Origin of the sequence: Paraburkholderia sp. J67 (genome assembly GCF_905220265.1) — a bacterium.
Classification (GTDB): domain Bacteria; phylum Pseudomonadota; class Gammaproteobacteria; order Burkholderiales; family Burkholderiaceae; genus Paraburkholderia.
Map to the genome: position 1 here is coordinate 287,968 of NZ_CAJMZK010000003.1, position 17,719 is coordinate 305,686.

The 17,719-nt window shown below is 63.3% G+C and carries 14 protein-coding genes and 7 tRNA genes; 16 read left to right on the forward strand and 5 right to left on the reverse strand.

The window, feature by feature from the left end; translation table 11 throughout:
* Positions 1 to 130 precede the first annotated feature (130 nt).
* On the reverse strand, positions 131 to 922 hold the full coding sequence (gene fabI, locus U5782_RS08205) for an enoyl-ACP reductase FabI (RefSeq protein ID WP_322043319.1): 792 nt from the start codon (positions 920 to 922) through the stop codon (positions 131 to 133).
* A 109-nt stretch (positions 923 to 1,031) separates the two neighbouring features.
* Here fabI and U5782_RS08210 point away from each other — a divergent pair, with 109 nt between their 5' ends.
* The 5 genes from U5782_RS08210 (at position 1,032) to U5782_RS08230 (ending at position 7,647) form a co-directional block, all read left to right on the forward strand.
* Entirely contained in the window at positions 1,032 to 2,969 is a 1,938-nt protein-coding gene (locus U5782_RS08210; RefSeq protein WP_415914271.1) for an extracellular solute-binding protein, read from the forward strand.
* Between the two features lie 24 nt (positions 2,970 to 2,993).
* Positions 2,994 to 4,031, forward strand: a complete 1,038-nt coding sequence (locus U5782_RS08215; protein WP_322043320.1) for a microcin C ABC transporter permease YejB — start codon at positions 2,994 to 2,996, stop codon at positions 4,029 to 4,031.
* A gap of 1 nt (position 4,032) precedes the next feature.
* Complete coding sequence (locus U5782_RS08220) at positions 4,033 to 5,139, forward strand: ABC transporter permease (RefSeq protein ID WP_322043321.1); 1,107 nt, start codon at positions 4,033 to 4,035, stop codon at positions 5,137 to 5,139.
* On the forward strand, positions 5,136 to 6,764 hold the full coding sequence (locus tag U5782_RS08225) for a dipeptide ABC transporter ATP-binding protein (protein WP_322043322.1): 1,629 nt from the start codon (positions 5,136 to 5,138) through the stop codon (positions 6,762 to 6,764). Before U5782_RS08220 ends, U5782_RS08225 begins: the two co-directional genes overlap by 4 nt.
* 160 nt (positions 6,765 to 6,924) lie before the next feature.
* Complete coding sequence (locus U5782_RS08230; protein ID WP_322043323.1) at positions 6,925 to 7,647, forward strand: C40 family peptidase; 723 nt, start codon at positions 6,925 to 6,927, stop codon at positions 7,645 to 7,647.
* A gap of 101 nt (positions 7,648 to 7,748) precedes the next feature.
* Here U5782_RS08230 and U5782_RS08235 read toward each other — a convergent pair whose 3' ends face one another.
* A complete protein-coding gene (locus U5782_RS08235) occupies positions 7,749 to 8,708 on the reverse strand; it encodes a patatin-like phospholipase family protein (RefSeq protein ID WP_415914285.1) in 960 nt (319 codons plus the stop codon).
* 500 nt (positions 8,709 to 9,208) lie between these two features.
* Between U5782_RS08235 and gltX the strand changes: the two genes are divergently transcribed.
* The 9 genes from gltX to U5782_RS08280 all read left to right on the forward strand — a co-directional run bounded on the left by gltX (position 9,209) and on the right by U5782_RS08280 (position 12,445).
* Positions 9,209 to 10,630: a glutamate--tRNA ligase gene (gene gltX / locus U5782_RS08240; protein ID WP_322043324.1), complete on the forward strand. Its 1,422-nt coding sequence runs from the start codon at positions 9,209 to 9,211 to the stop codon at positions 10,628 to 10,630.
* A gap of 224 nt (positions 10,631 to 10,854) precedes the next feature.
* Positions 10,855 to 10,930 (forward strand) — tRNA-Ala (locus tag U5782_RS08245).
* A gap of 55 nt (positions 10,931 to 10,985) precedes the next feature.
* Positions 10,986 to 11,061: transfer RNA gene (locus U5782_RS08250), tRNA-Glu, on the forward strand.
* A 76-nt stretch (positions 11,062 to 11,137) separates the two neighbouring features.
* Positions 11,138 to 11,214, forward strand: a tRNA-Asp gene (locus U5782_RS08255).
* 70 nt (positions 11,215 to 11,284) lie between these two features.
* Positions 11,285 to 11,360: transfer RNA gene (locus tag U5782_RS08260), tRNA-Glu, on the forward strand.
* Between the two features lie 78 nt (positions 11,361 to 11,438).
* A tRNA-Asp gene (locus U5782_RS08265) sits at positions 11,439 to 11,515 on the forward strand.
* A gap of 56 nt (positions 11,516 to 11,571) precedes the next feature.
* Positions 11,572 to 11,647: transfer RNA gene (locus tag U5782_RS08270), tRNA-Glu, on the forward strand.
* A 78-nt stretch (positions 11,648 to 11,725) separates the two neighbouring features.
* Positions 11,726 to 11,802 (forward strand) — tRNA-Asp (locus tag U5782_RS08275).
* 136 nt (positions 11,803 to 11,938) lie between these two features.
* Positions 11,939 to 12,445 (forward strand): GNAT family N-acetyltransferase, encoded by a 507-nt coding sequence (locus U5782_RS08280; RefSeq protein ID WP_322043325.1) that lies wholly within the window; start codon positions 11,939 to 11,941, stop codon positions 12,443 to 12,445.
* Positions 12,446 to 12,480: 35 nt separating this feature from the next.
* Here U5782_RS08280 and U5782_RS08285 read toward each other — a convergent pair whose 3' ends face one another.
* Positions 12,481 to 13,353, reverse strand: coding sequence for a helix-turn-helix transcriptional regulator (locus tag U5782_RS08285; RefSeq protein WP_322043326.1), 873 nt, complete (start codon positions 13,351 to 13,353; stop codon positions 12,481 to 12,483).
* 159 nt (positions 13,354 to 13,512) lie between these two features.
* Between U5782_RS08285 and U5782_RS08290 the strand changes: the two genes are divergently transcribed.
* Positions 13,513 to 13,914: a gamma-glutamylcyclotransferase family protein gene (locus U5782_RS08290; RefSeq protein ID WP_322043327.1), complete on the forward strand. Its 402-nt coding sequence runs from the start codon at positions 13,513 to 13,515 to the stop codon at positions 13,912 to 13,914.
* A gap of 109 nt (positions 13,915 to 14,023) precedes the next feature.
* Here U5782_RS08290 and aceB read toward each other — a convergent pair whose 3' ends face one another.
* Together aceB and U5782_RS08300 are read right to left on the reverse strand one after the other, a co-directional pair.
* Positions 14,024 to 15,616 (reverse strand): malate synthase A, encoded by a 1,593-nt coding sequence (gene aceB, locus U5782_RS08295; protein ID WP_322043328.1) that lies wholly within the window; start codon positions 15,614 to 15,616, stop codon positions 14,024 to 14,026.
* 71 nt (positions 15,617 to 15,687) lie between these two features.
* Positions 15,688 to 16,464 carry a haloacid dehalogenase type II gene (locus U5782_RS08300; RefSeq protein ID WP_322043329.1) on the reverse strand — a complete coding sequence of 259 codons (777 nt, stop codon included), beginning with the start codon at positions 16,462 to 16,464 and terminating at the stop codon, positions 15,688 to 15,690.
* Positions 16,465 to 16,605: 141 nt separating this feature from the next.
* Here U5782_RS08300 and U5782_RS08305 point away from each other — a divergent pair, with 141 nt between their 5' ends.
* Entirely contained in the window at positions 16,606 to 17,514 is a 909-nt protein-coding gene (locus tag U5782_RS08305; protein ID WP_322043330.1) for a LysR family transcriptional regulator, read from the forward strand.
* The last annotated feature ends 205 nt before the right edge of the window (positions 17,515 to 17,719 follow it).

Below are 17,719 nucleotides of genomic sequence, written 5' to 3' on the forward strand. Positions count from 1 at the left end.
TGTCTTCCGTTGAAGAGCACGCGTTGCGCCAGAAGTAAAAAAGCCGCCCACGGGCGGCTTTTTTATTGCTCAATGCACGTTGTGTGCGCAACGAACCGTATGCGGCGGTGACCGATGACGCCTGCCTGGACTATTCGCCCAGATTCGCCATACCGCCTACGACGGCATTGAAACCCGCATCGACGTGCACGATTTCCGCCGTCACGCCGCCCGCCAGATCGGACAGCAGGAATGCGGCTGTATTGCCGACCTGTTCGATGGTCACGTTGCGCTGTAGCGGCGCGTTGTGCTCGACGAAGTCGAGAATTTTTCCGAAGCTCTTGATGCCGCTCGCCGCAAGCGTCTTGATCGGGCCGGCCGAAATGCCGTTGACGCGCACCCCTTGCTTGCCGAGCGAGACCGCGAGATAACGCACGCTTGCTTCGAGCGAGGCCTTGGCGAGTCCCATCGTGTTGTAGTTCGGAATCGCGCGCTCGGCGCCGAGATAGGTGAGGGTGAGCAGTGCAGCGTTGTCGGCCAGCATCGGTTGTGCAGCCTTCGCTAGCGCAGCGAAGCTGTACGCCGAGATGTCGTGCGCGATGCGGAAGTTCTCGCGCGTCATGCCTTCGAGGAAGTCGCCCGCAATCGCTTCGCGTGGCGCGAAGCCAATCGAGTGCACGAGACCGTCGAGCGCGTCCCAGTGTTGTTTGAGATCGGCAAAGAGCGCGTCGATCTGGGCGTCGTCCGCCACGTCGCAGGGGAACACCAACGTGCTGCCGAATTCATGCGCAAACTCGGTAATGCGATCCTTGAAGCGCTCGCCGACATAGGTGAACGCCAGTTCCGCGCCTTCGCGTTTGCAGGCCTGGGCGATGCCATAAGCAATCGACCGGTTCGAGAGCAGGCCAGTCAACAGGATGCGTTTGCCAGCGAGGAAGCCCATGAATTCTCCTGAAGAGGTTCACTGTGCCGCACGCCGGCCACTGCGCAGCCGCGCGGTTTGGGTAGAATTCTCTCACACTGGACCAGGCAGCCCGGACACCCCTCTCTCTATGACGACAGGAACGCAAGGCAGGACAGCGCAGGCGGCGCGCGGAGCAACGATTCCTGCCGGGCGGCGCGCGAGGCCCAAGGGGCGCTTTCAGCGCGCGCTCGCAACCCTGAGCGCCATTGGCGCGCTGGCGTGGTGCACCATGCCAGCCGCGCACGCCGTCTACGCGATCGCGCAATACGGCGAGCCGAAATATCCGGCGGACTTCAAGCACTTCGATTACGTGAATCCGGATGCCCCCAAGGGGGGCACGCTGGTGCTCGCGAATCCGGACCGCTCGACGAGCTTCGACAAGTTCAACCCGTTCACGCTGCGCGGCAATGTGGCGCCCGGCATCGGCATGCTGTTCGAGAGCCTCACGACGGGCAGCATGGACGAGGTGGCGTCGGCCTACGGCTTGCTCGCCGACGATATCAGCGTCGCGCCCGATCGCCGGTCCGTCACGTTTCATCTGAATCCGCACGCGCGCTTCTCGAACGGCGACCCCGTCACGGCCGCCGACGTGAAGTTTTCGCTCGATACGCTCAAGAGCCGTCAGGCGGCGCCGTCGATGCAGGCTTACTACAGCGATATCCTGCGCGCCGTGGTGGTCGATCCGGCCACGATCCGTTTCGAGTTCCGTTCCAACAGCCGCGAGCTGCCGTTGATCGCTGGCGGCTTGCCGGTGTTCTCGCACAAGTGGGGCTTGCGCGCCGACGGCACCCGCATCGCCTTCGATCAACTCGCCTTCGAGCAGCCGATCGGCAGCGGGCCGTATGTGATCGAGCGCTATTCGAACGGCCGCACGATCACCTACCAACGCGATCCGCATTACTGGGGCAACGATCTGCCTGTGCGGGTGGGCCAGAATAACTTCGAGCGCATCGTCTACAAGCTCTATTCCGATGACGTCGCACGCCTCGAAGCGTTCAAGGCCGGCGAATACGACACGATGGTCGAATACGTTGCCCGCAACTGGGTGCGCCGCGACATCGGCAAGAAGTTCGATAGCGGCGAGCTCATCAAGCACGAGTTCCCGCAGCACAACGGCACAGGCATGCAGGGCTATGTGATCAATTTGCGCAAGCCGCTCCTCCAGGATGTGCGTGTGCGCCAGGCGCTCGATCTCGCGCTCGACTTCCAGTGGCTCAACCGCATGCTGTTCTATAGCCAATATCGGCGCATCGACAGCTGGTTCGTCAATACCGATCTGCAAGCCAAGGGGCCGCCATCGCCGGGTGAGCTGGCGTTGCTCGAACCGTTGCGCAAGCAACTGGATCCCGCGGTGTTCAACCCGCCGCCCGCGCAACCGGACACGAATCCGCCCGGTTCGCTGCGCGCGAACCTGCTGAAGGCGCGTGCGTTGCTCGCGGACGCGGGCTGGACGTATCGCGATGGCGCGTTACGCAACGCGAAGGGTGAGCCCTTCGAAATCGAGGTGCTCGACGACACCGCCGCGTCCGCGCAGTGGGCGCCGATCATGGCGCAGTACAGCCAGGCGCTCGCGCGTCTGGGCATTCGCGTGAACTATCGTTCGGTGGATTTCGCGTTGTATCAGAAGCGGCTCGACGATTTCGACTTCGACCTCACGACGATCAAGTTCCCCGATGTGCAGGTGCCGGGCGCTGAGCAACTCGACCGCTTCGGCAGCAAGGCGGCGGGCGAGTCCGGCTCGGGCAACCTGATCGGTCTGAGGTCGCCGGCCGTGGACACGATCCTCAAGGCCCTGATGCAGGCGCAGACCCGCGAGCAACTGCTCGACGCCACGCATGCGCTCGACCGGGTATTGATGCACGGCTACTATGTGGTGCCGCAGTGGTATAGCGCGACCCATCGCGTGGCCTATAAAAACACGCTCGCCTATCCCTCGACGCTGCCGCTGTACTATGGCGCGACCGACTGGATCATCTCGACGTGGTGGCTCAAGACACAACCGCAGTCGCAGCCACAGCAACATTGATCATCTTCGACGGAACGCGCAATCATGTGGAGCTACATCGTCAAACGCCTGCTGCTGATGATCCCGACGCTGTTCGGCGTGCTCACGCTGACCTTCGCCGTGATCCAGTTCGTGCCGGGTGGTCCCGTCGAGCAGGCGGTGCGCGATTTGCGGCGCGGCGCGGAGCAGGGCATGCCGTTCGGCATGCGCGCGCATTCGGGCGTGGACGCGCAGCAGATCGCGCAACTCAAGCAACTGTATGGCTTCGACAAACCGCCGCTGCAACGCTATTTCCTGATGCTCAGCCGCTTTGCGCGTTTCGATCTGGGGCAGAGCTATTTCCATCACCAGAGCGTATGGTCGCTGGTGGTCTCGAAGCTGCCGGTGTCGATCAGCATCGGCTTGTGGACCTTCTTTCTGACCTATCTGATATCGGTGCCGTTGGGCATCGCCAAGGCGGTGCGCAACGGTTCGCGCTTCGATCTCGTCACGAGTCTGGTCGTGCTGCTCGGCTATGCGATTCCGGGCTTCGTGCTGGGTGTGCTGCTGCTCGTGCTGTTTGGCGGCGGCACCTTCCTGCAACTGTTCCCGCTGCGCAATCTCACTTCCGACGACTGGGACACGCTCTCGCTCGGCGGCAAGATTCTCGATTACCTGTGGCATATCACGCTGCCCGTAACCGCCTCGGTGGTCGGCAGCTTCGCGGTGACGACGATGCTCACCAAAAACGCCTTCCTCGAAGAGATTCGCCGCCAGTATGTGCTGACCGCGCGCGCGAAAGGGCTGTCCGAGCGCACCGTGCTCTGGAAGCATGTGTTTCGCAACGCGCTGCTGCCGCTCGTGGTGGGCTTTCCGGCGGCCTTCATCGGCGCGTTTTTTACGGGGAGCCTGCTGATCGAGACGTTGTTCTCGCTCGACGGTCTGGGCCTGCTTTCCTATGAGTCGGTGGTGCGGCGCGACTATCCGGTCGTGCTCGGCACGCTCTATCTCTTCACGCTGATCGGACTCCTGACCAAGCTGATTTCCGATCTCTGCTACGTGTGGGTCGATCCCCGCATTCAATTCGAACAACTGGAGCGCTGAGTTGAACCGAGTCCGCACCGGCGCCGAATCCGACCTGCGTACCGAGAGCGTGCGCGCCTTCAAGTCGCCTACGCCTGCGCGCCGGGTCTGGTTGCGCTTCAAGCAGCAACGGCTGGGCTACTGGAGCCTGATCGTCTTTGTCGTCGCGTTTGCGGCCAGCCTCGCGGCCCCGCTCTGGTGCAACGACAAGCCGATCGTCGTGCGCTACGAAGGCCATCTGTATTTCCCGCTCTTCAAGGACTATCCGGAGACGGCTTTCGGCGGCGATTTCCCGACGCCCGCCGATTATCTCGACCCATACATTCGCCACCGTTTCGACGCACCCGGCAACTTCGCGCTTTATCCGCCGAATCCGTACTACTACGACACGCTCAACTACTTTTCGAAGGTGCCGAACCCGGCACCGCCGTCGCGCCAGAACTGGCTCGGCACCGATGCGAGCGGACGCGACCTGTTCGCGCGCCTGCTCTACGGCTTTCGCGTCTCGGTGGAGTTCGGGCTCGTGCTGACCGCCATCGGCACGATACTCGGCGTGCTGGCGGGCGCGGTGCAGGGCTATTTCGGCGGACGCACCGACATCGTCGGGCAGCGCCTGATCGAAATCTGGAGCGCGTTGCCCGAGCTGTATCTGCTCATCATCTTCGCCTCGATCTTCGAGCCAGGCTTCATCCTGCTGATCGTGCTGCTATCGCTATTCGGCTGGATCGGGCTGTCCGATTACGTGCGCGCCGAGTTTCTGCGCAACCGCAACCAGGACTACGTGATCGCCGCACGCGCGATGGGCCTGTCGAACTGGCAGATCATCTGGCGTCACGTGCTGCCCAACAGCCTCACACCCGTCATCACCTTCCTGCCGTTTCGCATGAGTGGATCGATTCTCGCGCTCACGAGCCTCGATTTTCTGGGCCTGGGCGTGCCGCCGCCAACACCGAGCCTGGGCGAATTGCTCGCTCAGGGCAAGGGCAATCTCGACGCGTGGTGGATCTCGATGTCTACGTTCGGCGTGCTCGTGGTCACGCTGCTGCTGCTCACCTTCATGGGCGACGCGCTGCGCAACGCGCTCGATACGCGTATCTCCGACGCCATGAAAGCCGGGGGCAATCAATGAGCGCCGTGCCTGAGGTCATCGACGCGCCGCTGCTGTCGATCGAGCACCTGAGCGTGCGCTTTGGCGACACGCTCGCCGTGGACGATATCGCGCTTGCCATCGGCCGCGGCGAGCGGGTCGCGCTGGTGGGCGAGTCGGGCTCCGGCAAGACCGTGACGGCGCTGGCGATCCTGCGCCTGCTCAGCGATGCGCAGATCGAGGGCGCCATCCGTCTCGACGGCGACGATCTGCTCGCCAAAAGCGAGCGTGCGATGCGCGGCCTGCGCGGCAACGAGATCGCGATGATCTTCCAGGAGCCGATGACGGCGCTCAATCCGCTTTACACGATCGGCGAGCAGATCGCCGAGACCCTCGTGCTGCACGATGGCGTGACGAAGAAGGAGGCCTACGAGCGTGCCGTGGGGCTGCTGGAGCGCACGGGCATCCCCGAGCCGCGCCGCCGGCTCTTCAGCTACCCGCATCAGCTTTCGGGCGGCCAGCGTCAGCGCGTGATGATCGCGATGGCGCTGGCGTGCCGTCCGCGTCTGTTGCTGGCGGATGAGCCCACCACGGCGCTCGACGTGACCATCCGCGCCCAGATCGTCGATCTGCTGCTCGAACTCCAGCGCGAGGAGGCCGCGCGCAATCACGGCGGCGGCATGTCCGTGCTGCTGATCACGCACGATCTGAACCTCGTGCGCCGCTTCGCGCAGCGCGTGGCGGTGATGGAGAAGGGCAGGCTGGTGGAGACGGGCACGGTCGAGCAGATCTTCGCGTCGCCGCAGCATCCGTACACGCAGCGGCTGATCGCCAGTCGCCCCGAGCGCAATGTGCTGCCCGTGCTGCCGATCGCGCCGGTGCTGCTCGAAGGGAAGGACGTGAGCGTCGATTTCGCGACAAAGCTGCCAGGTTTCCAGGGCTGGTGGCGGCGCGGGCGCTTTCGCGCGGTCAACGACGCGAGTGTGTCGGTGCGCCAGGGCGAGACGCTCGGCATCGTCGGCGAATCGGGGTCGGGCAAGTCGACGCTCGCGATGGCCTTGTTGGGTCTGCAACGAACTGTAGGCGGCGGCGTCGAGTTCCAGGGGCGTTCGCTCGCGAGCTATCAGGGGCGCGAGAAGCTCGGCATGCGCGCGCATCTCCAGGTGGTCTTTCAGGATCCGTTCAGTTCGCTTTCGCCGCGTCAGACCGTCGAGCGCATCGTAGGGGAGGGTCTCGCGCTGCACCGGCCCGAACTTTCCGCCGACGAGCGGCGCAAGCGCATCGTTGCCGTGTTGCGCGAAGTAGGCCTCGATCGCACGGCGCTGCAACGCTACCCGCACGAATTTTCCGGCGGCCAGCGTCAGCGCATCGCCATCGCACGCACGCTGGTGCTGGAGCCGCGCGTGATCGTGCTCGATGAACCGACCAGCGCGCTCGATGTCTCGATCCAGCAGCAGGTCCTGCGATTGTTGACGGATCTGCAACGCAAGTACAACCTGGGCTACGTGTTCATCAGCCACGATCTGGCGGTGATCGGGGCGATGGCGCATCGCGTGGCCGTGATGCAGAACGGGGCGATCGTCGAGAGCGGAGATGTAACAAAAATCTTTGACGACCCCACCCATCCTTACACGCGAAAGTTGCTGAAAGCCGCCTTCGATCGCTGAACCTTCGAGGAACTTTAGAGAGAATTTTGGTGAAATTCACCAATGAGGTGCGCGTCGCGATTGTTTTTTTCTATTTGTTTTGACACACAAATACTATCTAGCTAGTATCGTCCAAACTTTTCTTCTAACTCCCTGATTTACGGGCAATTTCTACCGACCCATGCAGCACCGATACCTGACCCAGGCTTGCACGCGAGTCGTCGCCGGCATGTTCATCGGCGTACTGATGGCAGCAGCTCCCGTCGCATTCGCCGACGAAGCCAGCAGCTTTAACCAGAATGTCTCATTCGCCCCGGCCAGCCAGGCGAATTCCCAGTCGCTTCCCTCGGCCCAGGCCGCGGTTCAGAGCACCACGTCCGCACCTTCGAACCCGCAATCCGCACCGGCGCCGACCGATGGCGGCGGCGCGCGCGCGTTCCTTTCCGGCATGGCCGGCAAGGCCGGTGACGTTGTCGTTGGCGCCCTGAATATGATCGGTGTCCGTTACCGCTGGGGCGGCAACACGCCGGATTCGGGGCTCGATTGCAGTGGCTTCGTGCGCTACGTGTTCCAGGACACGCTGGGTATGAACCTGCCGCGTCGTGCCGAAGAAATGAGCCGCGTCGGCGAAAAGGTGAGCATGAGCAACCTGAAGCCGGGCGATCTCGTGTTCTTCAACACGATGCGCCGCACGTTCTCGCACGTGGGCATCTACATCGGCGACAACAAGTTCGTGCACTCGCCGTCTACCGGCAGCACGATCCGCGTCGACGATCTGGACGACGGTTACTGGGAAAAGCGTTTCACGGGCGCTCGCCGTATCGAGACCTCGTTCACGCCGGACCAGCAGCAAAGCCTCAAGCAGCGCGTGAGCGCACAGTTCGACAACAGCGGCGGCAACTGATCGCGGTTTGACGACTGGCCCGGATCATTGCGCCGGGCAACAAAAAGCCTGCTTCATCGAAGCAGGCTTTTTTGCGTCTGACGTCGCCGAAACGAGGGATGTCAGGCTGCCGCACTGCGCGCCGCAGCCAGCTTGCGCTCGATTTCGGCCGCCGCGCGTGCACCGGCTTCTTCGCCCGCGAGGATCGCCGCGTTGCGCTGCGTGAAGTCGCTGCTCGACATGGCGTTGAGGCTCGGGCGGATCACCACGTCGGCGTACTTGTCGAGCTCATAGGTCTTGATCGACTGGCCCATGATCGTGAAGGTCTGCATCAGCACGTCGAACTGGCTCTGTGTCGAAGCCGATTCCGGGCGCGACGAGATATCCACGGCGATCACGAAATCGGCACCCATCTTCTTCGCGAAGGAGGCGGGTACCGGGCTGACCAGACCGCCATCGACATACTCGTGACCGCCGATCCGGACCGGCTCGAAGATCGACGGGATGCTGCACGACGCGCGCACCGCGATGCCGGTATTGCCGCGCTGAAACAGGATCGGCTGCCCGGTTTGCAGATCGGTGGAGACGACGCCCAGCGGCTTGTTCATCTTCTCGATCGGGCGGTCGTGCAGGGTCGTGTTGAGGAAGTTTTGCAGCGCCACGCCTTGCAGGATGCCGCGCGTGCGAAACGGCATGGCCCAGTCGCTGATGGACGCCTCGTCCATCGTCAGGGCGAGCTTGTTGAGCGCGAAACCGTTCATGCCCGAGGCGTACAGTGCCGCGACCACCGAACCCGCGCTCGTGCCCGTGACAAGATCGACCTGGATATTGCGTGCTTCCAGCGCCTTGATCACGCCGATGTGCGCGAAACCGCGCGCGGCGCCGCCGCCCAGCGCCAGGCCCACGCGAACGGGGCGTTGGGTGCGCGCGACTGGCGGGGGAGCGACCTGCGGCTTGTTGTCGGGGGATTGCGTGCCGGCGGTCGTACAGGCCGCGAGGACGCTGGATGCCGCCGCGAGCGAGAAGTGACGGCGGCGCAGCGAGAACGATGTGGAATCAGCAGCGCTATCGGCTTGCGCGATGGACTGCAAAACGGGCTTCGAACTGGGCTTCAAACAATTTCTCCGGGCGGCGGGCCATGAGGCCAGAGCGTGTGGCGGGCTCGCCGCGTTTGTTCTTGCGGGCCGCGTTGGCGGACCGGTTCACGCGGGCGAGGGCGCCAGCGCGCCGACATCATAAGGCAAAGCCTGGTGCGCACACGCGTTGCGCGTGTAACGCGATGTGACGTGCATTCAGCAGAGCGTGTGGTGTCATGCGAGGCGAATCGTCTCGCCGTTTGTCCCCCTCGGCCTGGGGCGGCCGAAGCCGCTTGTGGCGGGTATAATCCCGTCTCTCAATTTCCCGGTTTTTTGTTCGCCTCTGGCGCCGCACCGTGTTGTCCGACGAGCCTTGCATGCCCGCACACACGGCCTGCGCCGCGAACCCTCGCCGTCCACCGCCGCCGGATTTGCCAGCCCCGTATGCATGCGCACGGGACTGCGTGAACCCTGTGCCGGGCGGCACCGTCCTCGAGTATTCGCCCATGACCACGACTCCCGTCCGTACCCGTTTCGCGCCGAGCCCGACCGGCTTCATCCACCTCGGCAACATCCGTTCCGCGCTTTATCCGTGGGCCTTCGCACGCCGCAACGAGGGTGTTTTCGTGCTGCGGATCGAGGACACCGACGTCGAACGTTCGTCCACCGAGGCCGTGGACGCGATCATCGAAGGCATGGCCTGGCTCGGCCTCGATTTCGACGAAGGTCCGTTCTACCAGATGCAGCGCATGGACCGTTACCGCGAAGTGCTCGCGCAGATGCAGCAGCAGGGCCTCGTGTACCCGTGCTACATGTCGACCGAAGAGCTCGATGCGCTGCGTGAGCGCCAGCGCGAAGCCGGCGAGAAGCCGCGCTACGACGGCACATGGCGCCCGGAGCCGGGCAAGGTCCTGCCGACGCCGCCCGAAGGCGTTCAGCCCGTGCTGCGCTTCCGCAACCCGCTGACGGGCGTGGTTGCCTGGGACGACGCCGTGAAGGGCCGTGTCGAGATCTCGAACGAAGAACTCGACGATCTCGTGATCGCCCGTCCGGATGGCACGCCGACCTACAACTTCTGCGTGGTGGTCGACGACCTCGACATGAAGATCACGCACGTGATCCGCGGCGACGACCACGTGAACAACACGCCGCGCCAGATCAACATCCTGCGCGCGCTCGGCGCCGAGCCGCCGGTCTACGCCCACCTGCCGACCGTGCTCAACGAGCAGGGCGAAAAGATGAGCAAGCGCCACGGCGCAATGAGCGTGATGGGTTATCGCGATGCCGGCTATCTGCCGGAAGCCGTGCTGAACTATCTGGCGCGACTGGGCTGGTCGCATGGCGACGCCGAAGTGTTCTCGCGCGAGCAGTTCGTCGAGTGGTTCGACCTGGATCACCTCGGCAAGTCGCCGGCCCAGTACGACCACAACAAGCTCAACTGGCTCAACAACCACTACCTGAAGACGGTCGACAACGCACGTCTGGCCGAACTCGCGAAGCCGTTCCTCGCGGAGTTGGGCGTGGACGACGCGGCGCTGGCCCAGGGCGCGCCGCTCGAAGGCGTCGTGGCGCTCTTCAAGGATCGCGCGAACACCGTCAAGGAAGTGGCCGAAAGCGCCGCGATGTTCTATCGCGAGCCGCAGCCCGAAGCCGAAGCGATCGCGCAGCACGTCACCGACGCGGTTCGTCCGGCGCTGGCTGACCTGCTCGTCGCGCTGAAGGGGGCGGAGTGGAAGAAGGAAGCGATTTCGGCCGCCTTCAAGGCGACGCTTGCGACGCATAAGCTCAAGATGCCGCAACTGGCCATGCCGGTGCGCCTCTTTGTGGCGGGTACGACGCATACGCCGGCCATCGACGCGGTGCTCGAATTGTTCGGTCGTGATGCGGTCGTGAGCCGCATCGAAAAGGGCATTTCTGCGTCCGTGTAAAAAAATTGAGATTTTCTTGCTCTGGCACTAGCGCCGGGGCAAGAAGTCCTGTAGTATTCGGTCTCCGTTGAACGCGGCACGCAAGAAAGCAGCAGATCTTGCGGGAAGTACTGAGAATCAAGCAACGAAGTTTCGCCAAAACTTCAAAGCGTAGTAAAAAAATGATTCGAAAGTGCTTGACAAGCAAGAAAATGAAGTTTAAAATCTTGCTTCTGTTTTGCAAGGGGGGTATAGCTCAGCTGGGAGAGCGCTTGCATGGCATGCAAGAGGTCAGCGGTTCGATCCCGCTTACCTCCACCAACAAAACAGCGTGTTTAGCAGTAAAGTGTAGCAAGACGTTATCTGAAAAGATTATGTCCCCTTCGTCTAGAGGCCTAGGACATCACCCTTTCACGGTGAGTACAGGGGTTCGAATCCCCTAGGGGACGCCAGACACAGGCGTCGTCAACGAGGTTGGTGATGCAGCAGGTGGGAAGTAGTTGACACCCATCTGCCGATGTCGAAGTTGGAGCGGTAGTTCAGTTGGTTAGAATACCGGCCTGTCACGCCGGGGGTCGCGGGTTCGAGTCCCGTCCGCTCCGCCAAAATAGAAGCCCGCTCAGAAAGCGTGAGTGGGCTTTTTAGTTGTATCAGTTAAAGGCGTAAGCCTGTGTTGTCCCCTTCGTCTAGAGGCCTAGGACATCACCCTTTCACGGTGAGTACAGGGGTTCGAATCCCCTAGGGGACGCCAAATTCAAGTGGCGCCAACAAGTTGTAGGCGACGCAGCCAGCAGGAGCCAGTCGGCTCTAGCAGGTGATGCAGGAAGCTGGAGCGGTAGTTCAGTTGGTTAGAATACCGGCCTGTCACGCCGGGGGTCGCGGGTTCGAGTCCCGTCCGCTCCGCCAGTTTCAAGCTGTCCAGAATATCGGATAGTATTTAGTTCAAGGCGCAAGCCTGTGTTGTCCCCTTCGTCTAGAGGCCTAGGACATCACCCTTTCACGGTGAGTACAGGGGTTCGAATCCCCTAGGGGACGCCAAATTCAAGTGGCGCCAACAAGTAGTAGGCGACGCAGCCAGTGGGAGTCAGTCGGCTCTAGCAGGTGATGCAGCAAGCTGGAGCGGTAGTTCAGTTGGTTAGAATACCGGCCTGTCACGCCGGGGGTCGCGGGTTCGAGTCCCGTCCGCTCCGCCAGATAGAAGCCCGCTGGGTAAAACCAGCGGGCTTTTTCTATTTCTCCGCACTTTTATCGCAACTCGCGAGACACTTCCTCTTTTCTTTCGCCGTACGGACAAACGGCCATTGCTTGCGCTGGCGCGATATCGTAGCGTTGTCGAAACTTCGAATTTTCGCGATTGCCGCCTTGCCTGCCATGTTCGCACCGAACGACATTCCGTCGCGCTTCCAGTTGCGTCACGCCACCATGGACGACTTCGAGTTCGCCGAGTCGCTCACGCGCCGCAACATGGGGGGCTATTACCAGCGACATCATCTGATCTGGCGCGGCGATCTTTTTCTCGCCAGCTACCGCGAATCGGAAAATTTCATTCTCGAACTCGATGGCGACGCAATTGGCGTGCTGCGCGTGACGCAGGAGGCCGATTCGCTGCACATCCGCGACGTGCAGATCGCCGAGGGCTATCGTGGCAACGGGGCAGGGACCTTCCTGCTCGATATTTCGCATCGCTGGGCGCGCGAGCGCGGTCTGCGCGAATTGCAATTGCGTGTGTTCGTCGATAACCCGGCGGCGCGGCTCTATCTGCGCATGGGTTATCGGGTAGCGGGGCCGCGTCTGGCGCGGCTTGGCTCGATCCGGCACATGACACGGCTGGTCTGACGCCGATCGCTGATCGCCGATGCAGCACAAGCCGATCAGGCGTCGTGTGGCGCCGCGATCGGCTCGTCGTTAGTCGCTTCTTCTTCCCGCTGATCCTGCTCGCGCTCGCCCGTGCCGCGTGCAATAAAGGCGCGCGGACTCTCGCCGAACGCACGTCGGAACATCGCCGAAAACGCACTCTGGCTTTGATAGCCGAGTTCCTGCGCGACGATCGCCATCGGCTTGCCTTGATTGAGTAGCGGAATCGCGCGCGCGAGGATCGCCTGCTGGCGCCACTGCGAAAAGCTCACGCCCAGTTCCTGGCGGAACAGCCGGGCGATGGTGCGCGTGCTCGCGCCGACCTGCGCGGCCCAGTGTTCGAGCGAGCCCGGACCAGCGGGATCGGCGATCAAGGCCTCGCAGAGCGAGCGCAGACGCTTTTCCTCGGGCATCGGCACTGAAAGCGGCAGAGGCGCGGAGCGCGTGATTTCGTCGAGTGCGACGGCGCCCAGCAGGCGCTCGCGCGCGGGTCCGATGGCGCGCTCGTCGAAGGCTGCGATCGCCTCGCGCAGCAGGCCCGACACTTCGACCACGCGACAGGCATCGAGGCCCGGTGGAATCACCGAGGCATCGACATAGAGCGTGCGCAAAAATGCATCCTCGACGATGGAGACTTCGTGCGTCACATGCGGCGGCACCCAGATGGCGCGCGAAGGCGGCACCATCCAGGTCGTGCCGGGCGTCGCCATGCGTAGCACGCCACGCGAGGCATAGGCGAGTTGCGCCCACGCATGGGTATGGCGCGCGATGCGCACGCCAGCGGCCATCGGCCGGGAGCGCACCCGGATCGGATGTTCGCCCGTTGGCTCGAACTCGGGCGGAATGTCGGCGAGTTCGGCGGGCGGGACGAAGGGCGTGTCGGCGTGCATGGCGGCGGGGAGGGGCGATCGGAGCGACTCTGTCGGCATCATTTTAGGCGGGTGTGGTGCATCGCGGACAAGCGCGTGAGATTGCACCCACAGCGACAGCGTCAGGCAGCATAATGCTGCCGATTGTTTTTGGCGCACACGAGCGAAGGAACCCCGGGCATGAAATACGTATTCGTCTACGGCACGTTGCGCGCCGGCGAGATCAACGACATCAATCTGGCGGCGGCGCGCCACGCCATCCGGCAACCGCGTCTCGTCGGCCAGGCGGCCGTGGCGGGGCGGTTGTTCGACTTCGGGCGCTATCCGGGCATGGTTGCCGATCTACAGGCCGCACCGGTGCTCGGCGACGTCTACGAGATCGACGAAGCGCTGGTGCCCGTGCTCGACGAGATCGAGGAAGTCTATCCTGGCGTTGAAGGTCTTTTTCTGTCGCGCCAGGTGAGCATCGAAGTGGACGGCGCGCAGCACGACTGTCTGTTCTATCCGGTCGCGCAGCATGCGGTCGAAGGCCTGCCGCAGATCCACGGCGGCGACTGGATCGCGCACCGGATCGCGCGCTAACCCTAGCCAGCAGGGTGCACGGCGCAGAAAAAACGAAGGGCCAGCGGACTCATCATCCGCTGGCCCTTTTTCATGGACTCATCGCCTGAAGCAATGACCCCCTAATCGCTTAGATCTCTTCGTACAGCGGCAGCGTCAGGAATTCAACGAAGTTCTCCGACGTCGACATCTCTTCGAAGATTTGCGAAGCACGCTCGTACGGCTTCGTGTCGCCGCCCACCACGCCCTTGACCTTCTCCAGCTCCTGCGGGATCAGCTCGCGCACGAGTTCCGCCGTGACCTTGCGACCGTCTTCGAGCTTGCCCTTGGGCGAGCGGATCCACTGCCACACCTGCGAGCGCGAGATTTCGGCCGTCGCGGCGTCTTCCATCAGGTTGTGGATCGGCACGCAGCCATTGCCCGCGAGCCACGAACCCAGGTAGTGGATACCGACGTTGATGTTGTTGCGCAGGCCCGCTTCGGTGATCGGCGCTTCCGGACGGAAGTCCATCAGATCCTTGCCCGTCACGTTGACGTCGGGGCGCTGCTTGCCGATCTGGTTCGGCTTGTCGCCGAGCACCTTCACAAACTCTTCCATCGCGATCGGCACGAGACCCGGGTGCGCCACCCAACCGCCGTCGTAGCCGTCGCCCGCATCGCGCGCCTTGTCCGAGCGCACGCCGCCCATCGCCTTGTCGTTGGCCGCCGCATCGTTCTTGATCGGGATCAGCGCGCTCATGCCGCCGATTGCCGGCGCATTGCGCTTGTGGCAGGTCTTGAGCAGTTCGAGCGCGTAGGCGCGCATGAACGGCACCGTCATCAGGATCTGCGAGCGGTCGGCCAGGCAGAAGTCCTTGTCGTTCTTGAACTTCTTGATCGCCGAGAAGATGTAGTCCCAACGGCCCGCGTTGAGGCCCGAGCTGTGTTCGCGCAGCTCATAAAGGATTTCGTCCATTTCGAACGCGGCGAGGATCGTCTCGACCAGCACCGTCGCGCGGATCGTGCCACGCGGAATGCCCACGCCTTCCTGTGCCGCGACGAAGATGTCGTTCCACAGGCGCGCTTCGAGGTGGCTTTCCATCTTCGGCAGATAGAAGTACGGGCCGCTGCCGCGAGCGATCAGCTCCTTCGCGTTGTGGAACAGGTAGAGCGCGAAGTCGAAGATGCCGCCGGAGACGCGCTGGCCGTCGACCGTCACGTGCTTTTCGTCGAGGTGCCAGCCGCGCGGACGCACGATCAGCGTGGCGATCTTGTCATTGAGCTTGTACGACTTGCCGTTCTGTTCGAGCGAGATCGTGCGGCGCACCGCGTCCTTGAGGTTGATCTGGCCGGTGATCTGGTTGTCCCAGTTCGGCGCGTTCGAGTCCTCGAAGTCCGTCATGTACGAATCCGCGCCCGAGTTCAGCGCGTTGATGATCATCTTGCGCTCGACCGGGCCGGTGATTTCCACGCGGCGGCATTCGAGATCCTTCGGCAGCGCCGCGATCTTCCAGTCGCCTTCGCGGATCGATTTCGTCTCGGCGAGGAAGTCCGGACGCTCGCCCGCGTCGAGGCGCTTCGTGCGCTCGACGCGCGCTTTCAGCAGTTCCTGCCGACGCGGTTCGAACGCGCGGTGCAGCTTCGCGACGAGTTCGAGCGCCTCGGGCGTGAGGATCTGTTCGAAGCCGGGTTGGATCTCGGCCGTGATCTGCATGCCTTGCGGCAGTTGCAACGTGTTCGCCATTTGCTAACTCCTTGGTCGGTCAGATTGGAATGCTTGGGTGTTGTGATTACCGTGCTGGCTGAACGATGGCGTCATGCGCCCGGGCTGGGGCGGGGGCGGCTTCGTTCGGCGGTTGCGGCGGTTTCTAAAGGTGAAGCGATAAAGGCGGCAAGTTCTGCCATGCCGCTGCCGGTGCCTTGCGGCGCCACGCCGAGTTCCTCGGCGGGCAGACGCTGGCGGTTGATCCAGAAGGTGGTGTAGCCAAACCAGCCGGCGCCTGCGGCGTCCCAGCCATTCGACGACACGAAGACGATCTCGCGCGGCGTGGCGTCGAACGCGGTCGTGCCGAGCGCGTAGGCCGCGGCGGACGGCTTGTAGGCGCGCACCGCGTCGACCGACAGCACGTGATCGAAAAGGCCATTCATGCCGGCGCTTTTCACGGCGATGTCGAGCATCTGCGGATTGCCGTTCGAGAGGATCGCGAGACCCAGACGCGTGCCGTCCTCGCGCGGCTCGCGCAACCGGCGCAGGACCGGCAGCACGTCGGGGAAGGCGGAGAGGCAGGCGTATTCATCCATCAGGCGTTTTTCGCCCGCGCCGGTGAGCGGCAGGTTCAGACGACGCGCCGCGTAGCGCAGCGCGTCGAGCGTGATCTCCCAGAACGGCCGGTAGCGTGCGCCCGCCGGGTCCGACAGCGTGCGCAACTGGGTGTACTCGATCTGCTTGAGACGCCAGAGCTGCGAGAGCGCCTCGCCGTGAGCGGGAAACATCTGCTCGGCGGCGGCGACGACCGAATGCACGTCGAAGAGCGTGCCGTACGCGTCGAAGATCACTGCCTTGGGATGGTGAATTGTCGTTGTGGCCGACATAGCCTTGCACTCCATCAGAGGTCGAGGAGCATTGTATTCATGAGTGCAATGGTGGAAAAAGTCGGGAATGATCACTTGATCTTTTACTTTTACCAACCTAATCTGACGCCCGACTCCACGTATTCCGTTATAGGCGCGCTCATGGATCGTTTCAAACAGATCGAAACCTTTGCAACCGTCGCCGCGAAGGGCAGTCTTTCCGCCGCTGCGCTGGCCGAGGGTGTCGCGCCTGCGATCATTGGCCGTCGTATCGACGCACTGGAGGAGCGACTGGGCGTCAAGCTGCTGGTGCGGACCACGCGCCGCCTCACGTTGACCTTCGAAGGCTCGGCATTTCTGGAGGATTGCCAGCGCATCATCCACGAACTGCAAAACGCCGAGGCGAGCGTCTCCGCGGGCGGCGTGAAGGCGAGCGGGCACCTGCGCGTGTCGGCGCCGGCGGGCTTCGGGCGGCGTCACGTCGCGCCGCTCGTGCCTGATTTCACGACGGCACACCCCGACGTGACGATTACGCTCGATCTGTCCGACCGTCTCGTCGACCTCGTCAACGAAGGCTTCGACTGCGCGGTGCGGCTGGGCGAGTTGCCCGATTCGTCGCTGGTTTCGCTCAAGCTCGGCGAAAACCGGCGCGTGGTGGTGGCCTCGCCCGCGTATCTGTCGCGGCGCGGCGCACCCGACACGCCCGCCGATCTCGCGCGCCATAACTGTCTCGCCTTTGGCGCGAGCACGAACCAGCAGCGCGGCTGGGCCTTCCAGGAAGAGGGCAAGGTGGTGCAGATCCGCGTGTCCGGCACGATGGAGTGCTCGGACGGCGCCGTGCTGCACGAATGGTGTCTCGAAGGCCACGGTCTCGCGTGGCGCTCGTGGTGGGAGGTCGGTGAGGACATTGCGGCGGGCCGGCTCGCGAGCGTGCTCGACACGTACGCCGCGCCGCCCATCGGCATTCATGCCGTGTTTCCGCAGCGCCGGCATCTGCCGCTGCGCGTGCGCCTCTTTCTCGACTATCTCAAGCATACCTACGGTCAACCGGGTTACTGGGGCCAGGACTGAGTCTGCATCGTTCGTGTTGTGCCGTTGCCGTGAAGCCGGGGCGGTTTCATGCGCGTTTTCACTATGCGGAGAAGCCCGCATGCGCGCCTTGCGCCGGATTTCCGCGCACTACAATCGAATCAAGGGCCGCGCTGTCCACCGGCAGCCCGCTTATGCCGCACACGCTATGCACGCCGGGCCGCACCGCGCCGCACGAACACGGAGG